Below are 12648 nucleotides of genomic sequence, written 5' to 3'. Positions count from 1 at the left end.
ATCACTTGCTGATAACAGATGCACAGGATATAATAAAAAAGCCGGAGGAACCTGCGACGGCGGGGAAAGGAGAATCCATGGAATTCAGACTGTTAATCATAGAAGACGAACCGGATATCCGGCTCATGATAGAGGAAGCATTATCGCTGCCCGGCTACCGTATCACGTCGGCGGAGGACGGCCAGCAGGCGTTGCAGCTTTTTTCGGAGAAAGAGGGCTGGGATCTGGTAGTCCTGGATCTGATGCTGCCGAAGGTGGACGGTCTTACCGTACTGCGTAAAATCAGGGAAAAAAGCACGGTGCCGGTGCTCATCCTGTCGGCCAGAAACGGGGAATATGAAAAGGTGCTGGGACTGGAATACGGCGCGGATGACTATATAACCAAGCCTTTTTCCGTGATTGAGCTGCAGGCCCGGGTAAAGGCCTTCCTGCGGCGGGCCAACGAATACGCCAGGAGCATGCCGGAAAGGGAGAACGAAGCCGGGCAGACGCAGATACGAATCGGGGATCTGCTCATCGATCCGGGTAATCTGACCGTACAAAAACGTGGGGAAGGTATCAGCCTGACTGCAAAGGAATTCGATATTCTGAGGCTCCTGGCCGGAAATCCCTCCAGGGTTTATACGAAAATCCAGATTTATGAATCGGTATGGGATGAGAATTTCCTGAAGGATGAAAATGTAATCAACGTCACCATCCGGAGGCTGCGGGAGAAAATTGAAGATAACCCCTCGGCGCCGGTCTATATTAAGACCGTCTGGGGGATCGGTTATAAAATGGGAACGGGGGAAGCGGAGTGAAGCTTGTGATATGTCTGGCGGCGGGGAGCCTGTTTGCCGCGTTGTTTATTGTGTATTTTTATAAATACAGGAAGCTGTCGGGACAGCTGGAGGATCTGAATAACCAGCTGGACGAATCCCTGAAAAAGGGAGGGGAGGACAGCGTGCTTGTATACTCGGACGAGCCTGCCGTACGTCAGCTGGCGGCCCGGGTGAACCGGCTGCTGGAGCTGCAGGGCAGCCTGACGGCCAGGGCGCGCCTGCAGGAGGAGCGGGAACGGCGGATGCTTGTTAATATATCCCATGATCTGAAAACGCCCCTCACCGTGGTGTACGGATATGCGGAGATGCTGCTGGCCCCGGAGCAAAGCCTTGCGCCTGCCGTCAGGACAAAGGTGGAAAAAATATATGCCAAAACCAGGGATGTGTTGGATATGCTGCTGCTCTTTTTTGATTTGGCAAAAATGGAGTCAGGCGAGCTGCAGATGGAGAAGGCGAAAATCGATGTGTGTGAAATCTGCCGAAGCGAACTGGCGGGGTATTATGAAATGCTTCAGGATGCGGGTTTTACGGTGGAAGCATCCATTCCGGAGGAGGAGCTGTATATGAGCGGGGACGCCCAGGCCATGAAGAGAATTCTGGGGAACCTGATTCAGAATGCCCTCCGTTACGGCGCGGATGGCCGGTATCTGGGGATTTCTGTCGCCAGAGAGGACCGCGGGCTTGCGATCAGGGTGACGGATCGGGGAAAAGGCATCGTGGAGGAAAACCAGGATAAAATTTTTGAGAGGCTGACCACGCTGGAGGATTCCAGAAACAAGAAATACCAAGGCAGCGGCCTGGGGCTGACGATTACCAAGCGGCTGACGGAAGCCATGGGCGGCAGCATCCGTGTGAAGAGCAGGCCCTACAGGGAGACTGTTTTTACGCTGTTTTTTCCGCAGGATGTGCAGATGTAAGAGGCCTGACAGGAAAATGTAAGGAATTTGTTATCTTTTGAATGGCCGGGGACAGTATAATCGTTATCAGTCAGATAGAAAAAACGGCAGATCGCCGGATAAAGGAAAGTGAGAAGAAAATGTCGGATGTGATTGTACTGGAGGATGTCACCAAAAGGTACGGAAATGAAGAAGTGGTAAAGAACGCTTCCATGCATGTGAAGGAAGGGGAAATCTATGGTTTCCTGGGGCCCAACGGCGCCGGTAAAACCACGATGATGAAGCTGATCCTGAACCTGGCAAAGCCGGACTGCGGCAATATCAGGGTGTTCGGGGAGCCGGTGCTTCCGGATTCCTATACGTATCTGCGTTATGTGGGAAATCTTATTGAAACGCCCTGTTTTTATGAAAAACTCAGCGCGGGAAGAAATCTCAGGCTGCACTGTGAGTACATGGGGATTTATGAGGATGGAAGAATTGAACAGGCGTTGGAGCAGGTAGGGCTGCAGGGCTGTGAGAAGAAAATCGTGGGGAAATTTTCTCTGGGCATGAAGCAGCGCCTGGGAATCGCCAGGGCGCTGCTGGCAAAGCCAAAGCTGCTTTTGCTGGATGAGCCGATCAACGGGCTGGATCCTGTGGGCATAAGGCAGACCAGGGACTTGCTTGTGCATCTGAAAGAGGCCTGTGGAACCACAATTCTGATTTCCAGCCATATCATTTCTGAAATCGAACAGCTGGCGGATACTGTGGGCGTTATCAATAAAGGCAGGATGCTTAAAGAGATGCCGATGGAGGAAATCCGCAGAGAGGCGGTCCAATATCTGGAGGTCCATGTGAATGACGTAAGAAAAGCGGCCATTGCGCTGGAGGAACGATACGGACGGCTGAACTATAAAATCATTTCCGATTCCGGGCTCCGTATTTATCAGGATCTGCCCTTTGATGAAATCAGCAGGCTGCTGGTGCAGGCAGGGGTGGCAATTCTGAACATGGGAAGCAAAAATGATACGCTGGAGGATTATTTCTTCGGTATGTTAGGGGAGGATGGGGAATGATTCACTTAATGAAGCTGGAACTTATGAAAGAAAAGTTTACGGGCACGCTGATAGCCCTGGTTTCCATTATGCTTTTCTGCCTGGGATTTGTCGTGTTGATTTGTTATTCCACGCTGGCGGAGGATGGAACCTTTCCGTTTACCACGGTGCAGGAACTGTTTTTGATAGGCGATGTTCTTTACAGGGTGTGTTTTATTGTGTTTGCCGGAGTGCTCATCGCCAGGGTTGTGGTAGGGGAATTTGACACAGGTAACGCCAGGAACCTGTTTACCTATCCCATACCCAGGAAAAAACTGCTGGGCTGCAAGCTGCTGCTGGTTTCCCTGATTACCTTCGTGGGGTATACGGTGTCTAATCTTGTTTATATTGTATCGGTAACCCTGATTAACAACTGGAAAAACATGGTCCCCCAGCATATTTCCCTGCAGATGGCTGCGGAAGCGGTGCCGGGGATCCTTCTGGAGGGCGTTCTGCTCTGCGGCATCAGCCTTCTTGCCCTGCCCTTCGGTATGCGGAAAAAATCAGTATCCCAGACGATTGTGGCGGCGTCAATAATCAGCATGGTGCTTAACGGAGGCTTTGGGGACAACGTAAACGGACGGCTTTACAGCATAGCGGCAGTTCCGGTTCTGCTGTGCCTTGTGGGAATTGTGGCCGCCGTATATACGTGCAGGCGGGTTTGCAGGACGGATGTATAGCTGATGTATAAGCTTTGCAGATGCCGGCCGGATAGAAAATAGCAGGGCAGCCTGTCAGTTGGAAAAAGCGGAGTTCCATGATTGTTTGAAAAAATATAAAAGCGGCATTTCCATTATGCGGGGATGCTGCTTTTGGGCGTGTTTGGAAATTTATCCCTCAGGCGGGGGCGGACTGATGCCTGCGGAGCGATAGAAGAATGAAAAAATGTCAAGTATCATTACCAATTCTCACCACAGTATGCTATAATTCCAGTAAGAATGCTTAAAGTGAAGGGGCTGGAGTATACATAAGAGGAGAGGGTACGAATTTTGAATAATAATAACAAGGGACATAAGATTCGGTTCAACCGGGTGGATGTGCAGGTTTTCCTCATGACGGCTGTCATTGTGGTGTTTGCCTGCGGGCTGATTTTCCTGGTTAATTACAGTCTTTCCTACGGCAGTATGATTACTGCGCTGAAGGAACGGGCTGAAAACATACATAAATACCTGGAAAATTATCTGGATGTGAGCATGTTTTATGACCTGAATGTAAAAGAGGACGGGGAGCAGCCGGTTTACGACAGTTCCCACACAATTCTGGAAGCTGCGCGGAGGGCCACGGGGGTACGTTATCTTTATACTGCCAAAGTGACAAAGGACGGTGATTATATTTATCTGGTGGATGGTCTTTCTGAAGACAGTCCTGATTTCCGTTATGTGGGGGATGCCATAGAGCCTGAGTGCATTGCGGACATGAAACGGGCGATGGCGGGAGAGACCGTGTTCCCCGGCCAGATTAACAAGACGACATGGGGGCCTGTTTTTATTTCCTATTTTCCGATGCATGACGGGGAGCAGGTTATCGGCGTGCTGGGAATCGAATTCGATGCCGGGACGGAATATCAGGCTTTCCGGTTTATGAAAATAGCCACGCCTGTGGTGATTTTGATGTCCTGCATTGCGGCCGCTGTGATTGCGGTGCTTCTGTTCCGGAGGATTTCCAATCCTTCCTACAGGGATATATTCAATTCGGACATGCTTACCGGACTGAAAAACAGGAATGCCTTTGAGGTGGATCTGCACAACCGGGAACAGCAGGGGAAAAAAGAGGGGCTGGCCATACTTTCCTTTGATTTGGACCGGCTGAAGGATGTGAATGATACCTTCGGGCATGGGTGCGGGGATGATTATCTGAGAGTCAGCAGCGGTATCATACAGGATGCTATCTATGGCAAATGTGTGCTGTACCGGATCGGCGGAGATGAGTTTATCGCAATGATCCAGGATGTAACGCAGGAAGAGGTAGAGGATATGCTGCGGGAAATCCGCGTTATGGCAGAGCAGGAGAGCCAGAGCAGAAGGTTTGATATCAGTATTTCGGCCGGCTACGCTTTTTATGATGCGGCGCAGGATAAGACGCTTAATGATACCCTTAAACGTTCCGACGCATGTATGTACAGGAATAAAAAGGAGAATGAGGGCATCATTGATCACGAACAGATGCAAAGTTAGGATAAAGGATTCCGGGTCCCGGAGTATGCGGGAGCCGGGATTTGTTCTGTTCATATTGTTTGCCGCACTTAAGTTTTTCTGAAAAACAGGCAGAAAGAGGTATGAGACATGAATATTTTTATAAGGCAGGAGGAAGAAAAGGATTACCGCCGTGTGGAAGAGGTGACAAGGCAGGCATTTTCCTATCCTGGAAGGATTGAAAATGGTAAAATAGGCTGTCCCTACGAGCATTGGATGGTTAATGAGCTGCGCCGCAGGGATGGAATATTATCTTTAAGCCTGGTTGCAGAAGTGGAGCAGCAGGTGGTTGGGCACATTATATGCAGCAAAGCGGTGGTCCGAAAAGAAGAAATAACGCTGCCGGTCCTGAATTTCGGCCCTCTCAGCGTTTTGCCCGAATATCAACGGAAGGGTGTTGGGAAGGCGCTTATAAACGGTATGCTGGAAAAAGCAAAAGCAGAGGGGCATGGAGCCATTCTATTTTTCGGCAGGCCGGAGTATTATCCGCAGTTTGGATTTAAGGAGGCTTCTGTGTATGGGATTTCGGATTGTGAGGGATATAATTTTTCTGCTTTTATGGCAATGGAGCTGATTCCGGGTTATTTACTTCCGGCAAAGGGCGGGAGATATTATGAATCCGATATCTACAATGATGATCTGCACCGTGAAGAGGTAAAGGAGTTTGACAAGACTTTTTAGGCGGGAAGAGTATTTATAATAGGAAGAAAAGGGGAGCAGCATGTATTATTCAACAACATATCCTTCTCCTGTGGGCTTATTGACCCTGGCCTGTGATTTGACCGGCAGCAAGCTTGTGGGGGTATGGCTGGAGGGGCAGAAATATCATGGGAATACCATTATGGACGGCATGACGGAAAAAAGCGGCATGCCTGTATTCGACAGGACAAAGGACTGGCTGGACCGCTATTTTGACGGGAAAAAGCCCGTGGCAGACGAACTGCCGTTAGCGCCTGTGGGCAGCAAATTCCGTCAGGAGGTATGGCGTATTTTATGTGAAATCCCATATGGCGAGGTGATTACCTATGGGGATATCGCAAAGAAAATGGCTGCAAAGATGGGAAGAACAAGCATGTCGGGCCAGGCAATCGGCGGTGCGGTGGGGCATAACCCTGTTTCCATTATTATTCCATGCCACCGGGTGGTAGGGGCAAATGGCAGCCTGACCGGGTATGCGGGAGGTATTCCTGCCAAAATAAAGCTGCTTGAACTGGAAGGCGTGGATATGTCCCGGTTATTTGTGCCGAAGAGGGGCACGGCGTTATAAGCGCTGTGTCTGTTAAAATAAAAAAGAAAGGGAATAAAAAAATGAAGAAGAAAGCAATTATCAGCAGTATTATCACTGTACTGTGTATCGTAGCAGCAGTGGTTCTGCGGATTGCCATGGACAAGGTTGACGTGGAATACACGGAGGTGAAGGCAACCGTCGTAAGCTCTGAAGAAAGAGTGAGGCGTGTATATGGAAAAAGCCAGAAGTATTACGAGGTGGTAGTGGAGTACGAAGGCCGGGAATACGAGCTGCAGAATGTTTATAACAGTTATTCCTACATGCCTGGCAGGGAGACAACAGCGTATCTGCATGATGGCAAGCTGTATGCGAACGTTGCGGGAATTACCAGCACCACCCCGGTGGCTACGGTTTATTTCGTGTTTCTTTTCGCATCCGTTGGTATGGTGATTGTGACCTGCATGTTATTCAGCAAGGCGAAACAGGAAAAATAACAGGAGTAAATGTATAGAAGGGTATAACATCGGAAACGTTGAGGACAGAAGATGAAAATAAGTCTTATGACCGCTCATTTTGTGAATAACAACTTAAAACATAATATCAATGAAATGGTAAAAGGTATGCGTCTGGCAAAGCAGCATGAGGCGAAACTGGTTTGTTTCGGAGAAGCATTTTTGCAGGGATTTGATTCCTTGACCTGGATTTATGAGCATGACAGAGAGGTGGCGATAAGTACTGATTCGGATGTTTTTCAGATACTGATTGATTTATCTTCAGATATTCAAATAGATCTGATGTTTGGCTTCCTGGAAAGAGATGGCGAAAAGTTGTTTTCCTCCTGCGCCTTAGTTGGTGACGGAGGTTTGCTGCACCTTTACCGGAGAATATCAAAAGGCTGGAAGGAATACGACAGGGCAGATTTTCATTATTGTGAAGGTGGCATTCCTCAACCATTTTGTTATCGTGGTAAGCAGTGTATGATTGCGATTTGCGGCGATCTTTGGGAATATCCTTCCGAATTTGCACGAGGAGAGGATGTTTTGTTTTGGCCTGTATTTATTAACTATCCTATAGCTGAGTGGAAAAATGGCGTGGAAAATGAATATGCGCAGCAAGCCGCCTGTGTTTGTAAAGAAGTACTTTTAGTTGATTCACTGGGGGATGAAAAAAATGTATTTGGCGGGTGTTGCCGATTCAGTCATGGGTGTACGGTTCAGTCGCTTGAAACAGGAGAGGAAGGGATGCTGACGGTTGAGATTTGACAGCAGTACTGGAATGTATATTATTGTAGATTATAATATAAATCAGACGGCTGGTTATGTGGATTCGGTGTATACAAGGATTCGTTATAAAGTAATAAATACATAGGGAGGAGTTAAAAATGGGAGAAGAAAAAAGAACCAACCCCGGAGATTCCAACAGAATCACAAGGGAATATATGGACTCACTGCTGCTGGAAATGCGTCATCTGGACGGAAAGCTGCCGGTGACGGAAATGGAGCTTTACGGGGAAACGTTTGCCACGCCGGTAATGACAGCCGCCCTGTCCCACCTGAATAATGTACATGAGACAGGGATGGCCGGACTGGCGGAAGGCGCGCATCTGGCCGGAGCCGTAAACTGGGCCGGCATGGGTGATGAAGAAGAGCTGGAAAGAATCACGGCCACTGGGGCGCGGACAATTAAGATTATCAAACCCTATGAAGACAACGATTATATTATCAGCCGGATCAGACATGCAGAAAAATGCGGTGTCCTGGCGGTGGGAATGGACATGGATCATGCTTTTTCCTGGAAGGGAACCTATGATAACGTCTGTGGCATGCAGATGAAGGCGAAATCCCTGGAGGAGCTGAAGGAATTCGTAAAGGCGACGAAGCTGCCGTTTATTGTAAAAGGCGTATTGAGTGAGCGGGACGCATATAAATGCCTGGAGGCGGGAGTGCAGGGAATCGTGGTTTCCCATCACCATGGAATCATGGATTACGCAGTGCCTCCGTTTAAAATCCTGCCTTCTATTGCAAAAGTAATACAGAAGCAGATTCCTGTTTTCGTGGACTGCTGCATTGAGAGCGGCGCGGATGTCCTGAAAGCGCTGGCGCTGGGCGCGGATGCGGTCTGTGTGGGAAGAGCGCTCATGGGGCCCCTGGGAGAGAAAGGTCCTGAGGGAGTGCGGGAAAAGATCGAATCCATTACGGAAGAGCTTGCAGGGATGATGGCACATACGGGCTGTGAGGATCTGGCGCATATTGACCCTGAGATTATCTGGAACAGATAAAGAGCATGCACTAAAGTCCTGAAAAAGGACAGTATTTATCAGGATAAACAAAATGTGTAATTCATAATTTGTTCATAAAACAGACATAAAAAATTCATTTGTATTGGAGCCTGCTCCAGGTGATAAAATGAATTACATGTAACAGTTCAGACAGGGCTGTATATCTTTCAATTACATCAGGCCGGGCAGGAAAATATTGACTGCCGAAGGATGCGGATCTATACTTAATAACTGTAGCTGGCAGGAGGGCGGCATTCCAAGAATGCATAAAATGTACCGAAGTACAGTTCCCTCATTTCTGCATATACAGGTACGATTCGCTGAACGTCTGGGAAGCAGCGGTGCTTCCTGCATTTTTATAATAATTTTAATGATGGAACTATGGATGCCATGAAGGCGTTGGATTCCTTAAGGGAAGCATACTTCACGGCATCCGTTTTTGTTTGGCGCCCGAACGGATGTGTGGATGAAACAGCATGTATAAAATCAGGCGTATGTTTTTCCGGGAAGCTCTTCCGGGAAGAAATATCTGACACAAATGGGAGGACAACGATAAATGAAAAAGAAAACAATAGCAGCATTTATTTTAGCTGTGAGCCTTGTTGCAGCCGCGCTGTCCGGCTGCGGCAGCAGTGCTGAAAACGGCAACATGGGAAACGGCGGCAGTGCGGGAAACGGCAGCAGTGCGCAGCAGGACCCGGCGCAGTCAGGACAGGCAGCAGAAGCGCAGGGCGCGGCGGCTGAGAGCGCCCAGGGGGAATCCGGGCAGGCAAAGGATTCCGTAATTGTAACCATGCCGTCCACCTCGGAGCCGGAGGCGGGCTTTGATCCTGTTTATGGCTGGGGTGCGGGTGAGCATGTGCATGAGCCGCTGATCCAGAGCACATTGACGACTACTACGGCAGATTTAAAAATAGGGAAAGATCTGGCCACGGATTACTCTGTCAGCGAGGATGGGCTTACCTGGACGGTAACAATACGGAACGATGTGAAATTTACGGACGGAGAGCCACTGACAGCCTCCGATGTGGCTTTTACCTACAACCTTTGTGTACAAAACAGCAGCGTCAATGATTTTACCATGCTGAAGGAAGCTGTGGCTTTGGATGATACCACGGTGGAATTCCACATGAATACGCCTTTTTCCATCTGGCCTTATACCATGGCTATTGTGGGAATTGTGCCGGAGCATGCTTATGATGAGAATTACGGGCAGAACCCCATTGGCTCGGGCCGTTACCTTATGAAGCAGTGGGATAAGGGGCAGCAGGTGATTTTTGAAGCGAACCCGGATTATTATGGCGAGAAAATCAAAATTAAAAAGCTTACCGTTTTGTTCATGGATGAGGATGCGGCGCTGGCAGCAGCTATGGCCGGCCAGGCGGATGTGGCGCATACGGCGGCGTCCTATGCGGATCAGGTGATTGACGGTTATCAGCTGCTCCGGGTGGCCAGCGTGGATAACAGGGGGATTAACCTTCCCACAGTATCACCGCAGGAGCGGGACGGTAAACCCATTGGCAATGCGGTAACCTCCGATGCGGCGGTACGCCGTGCCATTAATATAGGAATTGACCGTGAAGAAATGATTGACAATGTGCTCAATGGCTATGGTACGCCGGCCTACAGCGTATGTGACAAGATGCCCTGGTATAATCCATCGGCGCAGGTGGTATATGATCCGGACGCTGCGAAGCAGCTGCTTGAGGAAGCCGGCTGGACGCAAGGCAGTGACGGCATCCGGGAAAAAGACGGGGTGAGGGCGGCCTTTTCGGTGATGTATACCCCCGGGGATTCGGTGCGCCAGGCCCTGGCCGAGGAGCTGGCAAACCAGTTAAGGGAGCTTGGCATTGAGGTGACAACGGAGGGCGCAGGCTGGGATGTGGCTTATGATAAGGCGCAGGCGCAGCCCCTGGTATGGGGATGGGGGGCGCATACCCCCATGGAGCTTTATAATATTTACCATACCCTTCCGGCCACAGGAAGTGCGGAATATTCTCCTTATTCCAATAAAGCAGTGGATAATTACATGGATGGTGCATTGAAGGCAGGGGATCTGGAATCCACCTATGAGCTGTGGCAGAAGGCACAGTGGGACGGGAAAACCGGAGTTACCCAGGAGGGGGATATCCCCTGGGTATGGCTGTGTAATGTGGATCATCTTTATTATGTAAGGGACGGCCTGCAGGTGGCCGGACAGAAAATCCATCCTCATGGGCATGGATGGTCAATCGTCAATAATGTGGATCAGTGGGAGTGGAAATAAACGTGAAAGAGAACCGTCTTGTAAGACGAATCGGGAAAAAATTCATAAGAATGCTTCTGCTTCTGGTCACGGTGAGCATTGTAACCTTTACCCTGGTAAGCATGTCGCCCATTGATCCGCTGCAGGCCAATGTGGGACAGGCGGCGCTGGGCGCCATGAGCCAGGAGCAGAAGGCCCGGCTGGAGGAGTACTGGGGGGTGAACACCCCTCCAGTACGCCGCTATCTGAACTGGGGAAAGGCTTTCCTTTCCGGGGATATGGGAACCTCCCTGCTTTACAGACAGCCGGTTTCCCGGGTGATCGGCGTGAAGCTGGCCAATTCCCTGTTCCTTATGGTGATTGCCTGGCTGATTTCCGGTATCCTGGGACTGCTTTTGGGGATGCTTGCCGGTATCTTCCGGGGAACCTGGATCGACAGGGTGATCAGAGGCTATTCCCTGTTGATTTCCAGTACGCCTGTGTTCTGGCTGGCGCTTCTTCTGCTTCTTGTCTTTGCCGTGTGGCTGAAGGTGCTTCCTATCGGCTTAAGCGTGCCCATCGGCGTGGAGGCGTCGGGTGTGACCTTTTTTGACAGGGTGCGCCATGCCGTGCTCCCTGCAATTACCTTAAGCATTACAGGCGTTGCGGGAATTACGCTGCATACCCGGGAAAAAATGATAGATGTCATGGAAAGCGACTACATGCTTTTTGCCCGGGCAAGGGGGGAAAGCACCTGGACCATGGTAAAAAGGCATGGCCTGCGCAACATCCTGCTTCCGGCAATGACGCTCCAGTTCGCTTCCGTCAGTGAAATCATCGGCGGCTCCGTCCTGGTGGAGCAGGTTTTTTCCTATCCGGGCCTGGGGCAGGCGGCGGTTACGGCGGGTACGGGAAGCGATGTGCCGCTGCTGATGGGAATTACGCTGGTGACGGCGGGCATCGTATTTCTTGGTAATTTTATTGCCGATGTGCTTTACGGTGTGATCGATCCCCGTATGAGGAAGGGAGGGGAGCCTTCATGAACCGGAGAAAAAGAACCCTGCTGATTTTCGGCCTGGCACTTCTTTTCCTGGCGGCGGTGACGCTGTCCGGAATGCTTTGCCATGATGTAGCGCGAAAGGCGGATTTCAGCGTAAAAAACCTGCGTCCCTGCGGATTGTATCTGTTCGGTACGGACTGGCTGGGGCGGGATATGCTGGCCCGCACTCTGACAGGGCTTTCCATGAGCATCCGCATCGGACTGTGCACTGCGGGAATCAGCGCCTGCATCGCCCTGGTGCTGGGTATCATGTCCGCAGTGCTGGGGAGCCGGGTGGACGCTGTGATTTCCTTCCTGATTGACACCATTATGGGAATTCCCCATATCCTTTTGCTGATTCTGGTTTCCTTTGCCTTTGGAAAGGGCTTTAAGGGCGTGGTGTTAGGTGTGGCGCTGACGCACTGGCCGTCCCTGGCCAGAGTTATCCGAAGCGAGGTCATGCAGCTTAAGGACAGCGAATACATTCAGGCGGCGGCCAGGCTGGGACAGGGAAAGCTTACCATTGCCGTAAGGCATATGCTGCCCCATCTTTTTCCCCAGTTCGCGGTGGGGCTGATACTGATGTTTCCCCATGCCATACTGCATGAGGCCAGCATCACCTTCCTTGGCTTCGGCCTTACCTCCGAGCAGCCTGCCATCGGCGTCATTTTGTCGGAAAGCATGAGGTACCTGATTACGGGGAAATGGTGGCTTGCCGTGCTTCCGGGCGTCATGCTGGTATTGACGGTAGAGCTGTTTGACGTGGCGGGGAATGCGCTCAGGAGGTTGCTGGATCCGTCCAGCGTGCAGGAATAGGGGCAGGCTTTGGCGGTAACTGTGAGGGTAAGCTGCATTTTCATTAATAACATTTTCAGAAAATACTTTTTCAGAAATAAG

Annotated in this window: 13 protein-coding genes; all 13 read left to right on the top strand. The window is 50.4% G+C overall.

Going from position 1 to position 12648, the window contains the following annotated elements; translation table 11 throughout:
- The first annotated feature begins 77 nt into the window (after positions 1 to 77).
- Complete coding sequence (locus DXC51_RS12515; protein WP_025491320.1) at positions 78 to 800, top strand: response regulator transcription factor; 723 nt, start codon at positions 78 to 80, stop codon at positions 798 to 800.
- Positions 797 to 1738 (top strand): sensor histidine kinase, encoded by a 942-nt coding sequence (locus tag DXC51_RS12510; RefSeq protein WP_117544711.1) that lies wholly within the window; start codon positions 797 to 799, stop codon positions 1736 to 1738. Before DXC51_RS12515 ends, DXC51_RS12510 begins: the two co-directional genes overlap by 4 nt.
- 41 nt (positions 1739 to 1779) lie before the next feature.
- Positions 1780 to 2772 (top strand): ABC transporter ATP-binding protein, encoded by a 993-nt coding sequence (locus DXC51_RS12505; RefSeq protein ID WP_330413829.1) that lies wholly within the window; start codon positions 1780 to 1782, stop codon positions 2770 to 2772.
- On the top strand, positions 2769 to 3470 hold the full coding sequence (locus tag DXC51_RS12500; protein WP_025491323.1) for an ABC transporter permease: 702 nt from the start codon (positions 2769 to 2771) through the stop codon (positions 3468 to 3470). Before DXC51_RS12505 ends, DXC51_RS12500 begins: the two co-directional genes overlap by 4 nt.
- A gap of 309 nt (positions 3471 to 3779) precedes the next feature.
- Positions 3780 to 4964, top strand: a complete 1185-nt coding sequence (locus tag DXC51_RS12495; protein WP_021639755.1) for a GGDEF domain-containing protein — start codon at positions 3780 to 3782, stop codon at positions 4962 to 4964.
- A gap of 108 nt (positions 4965 to 5072) precedes the next feature.
- Complete coding sequence (locus tag DXC51_RS12490) at positions 5073 to 5663, top strand: GNAT family N-acetyltransferase (protein WP_117544710.1); 591 nt, start codon at positions 5073 to 5075, stop codon at positions 5661 to 5663.
- Between the two features lie 40 nt (positions 5664 to 5703).
- Positions 5704 to 6249 (top strand): methylated-DNA--[protein]-cysteine S-methyltransferase, encoded by a 546-nt coding sequence (locus DXC51_RS12485; protein ID WP_035324020.1) that lies wholly within the window; start codon positions 5704 to 5706, stop codon positions 6247 to 6249.
- Between the two features lie 41 nt (positions 6250 to 6290).
- Positions 6291 to 6704, top strand: a complete 414-nt coding sequence (locus tag DXC51_RS12480; RefSeq protein ID WP_035324094.1) for a hypothetical protein — start codon at positions 6291 to 6293, stop codon at positions 6702 to 6704.
- Positions 6705 to 6755: 51 nt separating this feature from the next.
- Positions 6756 to 7472: a carbon-nitrogen hydrolase family protein gene (locus tag DXC51_RS12475; RefSeq protein ID WP_117544709.1), complete on the top strand. Its 717-nt coding sequence runs from the start codon at positions 6756 to 6758 to the stop codon at positions 7470 to 7472.
- Positions 7473 to 7591: 119 nt separating this feature from the next.
- Positions 7592 to 8488 carry an alpha-hydroxy acid oxidase gene (locus tag DXC51_RS12470; RefSeq protein ID WP_117544708.1) on the top strand — a complete coding sequence of 299 codons (897 nt, stop codon included), beginning with the start codon at positions 7592 to 7594 and terminating at the stop codon, positions 8486 to 8488.
- Positions 8489 to 9044: 556 nt separating this feature from the next.
- Positions 9045 to 10754 (top strand): ABC transporter substrate-binding protein, encoded by a 1710-nt coding sequence (locus DXC51_RS12465; protein ID WP_117544707.1) that lies wholly within the window; start codon positions 9045 to 9047, stop codon positions 10752 to 10754.
- Positions 10755 to 10804: 50 nt separating this feature from the next.
- Positions 10805 to 11755 carry an ABC transporter permease gene (locus DXC51_RS12460; protein WP_117544739.1) on the top strand — a complete coding sequence of 317 codons (951 nt, stop codon included), beginning with the start codon at positions 10805 to 10807 and terminating at the stop codon, positions 11753 to 11755.
- Positions 11752 to 12567 carry an ABC transporter permease gene (locus DXC51_RS12455; RefSeq protein WP_117544706.1) on the top strand — a complete coding sequence of 272 codons (816 nt, stop codon included), beginning with the start codon at positions 11752 to 11754 and terminating at the stop codon, positions 12565 to 12567. The genes DXC51_RS12460 and DXC51_RS12455 overlap by 4 nt, the downstream gene beginning before the upstream one ends.
- Positions 12568 to 12648: the final 81 nt, after the last annotated feature.

This window comes from Eisenbergiella massiliensis (genome assembly GCF_003435485.1).
This window is presented reverse-complemented; position numbering and strand designations above follow the sequence as displayed.

What these genes read in the sequence shown, in the direction of transcription:
- DXC51_RS12515 (WP_025491320.1), top strand. Translation starts at nt 78, where the DNA reads ATGGAATTCAGACTGTTAATCATAGAAGACGAACCGGATATCCGGCTC.
- DXC51_RS12505 (WP_330413829.1), top strand. Translation starts at nt 1,780, where the DNA reads ATGGCCGGGGACAGTATAATCGTTATCAGTCAGATAGAAAAAACGGCA.
- DXC51_RS12500 (WP_025491323.1), top strand. Translation starts at nt 2,769, where the DNA reads ATGATTCACTTAATGAAGCTGGAACTTATGAAAGAAAAGTTTACGGGC.
- DXC51_RS12490 (WP_117544710.1), top strand. Translation starts at nt 5,073, where the DNA reads ATGAATATTTTTATAAGGCAGGAGGAAGAAAAGGATTACCGCCGTGTG.
- DXC51_RS12485 (WP_035324020.1), top strand. Translation starts at nt 5,704, where the DNA reads ATGTATTATTCAACAACATATCCTTCTCCTGTGGGCTTATTGACCCTG.
- DXC51_RS12480 (WP_035324094.1), top strand. Translation starts at nt 6,291, where the DNA reads ATGAAGAAGAAAGCAATTATCAGCAGTATTATCACTGTACTGTGTATC.
- DXC51_RS12475 (WP_117544709.1), top strand. Translation starts at nt 6,756, where the DNA reads ATGAAAATAAGTCTTATGACCGCTCATTTTGTGAATAACAACTTAAAA.
- DXC51_RS12470 (WP_117544708.1), top strand. Translation starts at nt 7,592, where the DNA reads ATGGGAGAAGAAAAAAGAACCAACCCCGGAGATTCCAACAGAATCACA.
- DXC51_RS12465 (WP_117544707.1), top strand. Translation starts at nt 9,045, where the DNA reads ATGAAAAAGAAAACAATAGCAGCATTTATTTTAGCTGTGAGCCTTGTT.
- DXC51_RS12460 (WP_117544739.1), top strand. Translation starts at nt 10,805, where the DNA reads ATGCTTCTGCTTCTGGTCACGGTGAGCATTGTAACCTTTACCCTGGTA.
- DXC51_RS12455 (WP_117544706.1), top strand. Translation starts at nt 11,752, where the DNA reads ATGAACCGGAGAAAAAGAACCCTGCTGATTTTCGGCCTGGCACTTCTT.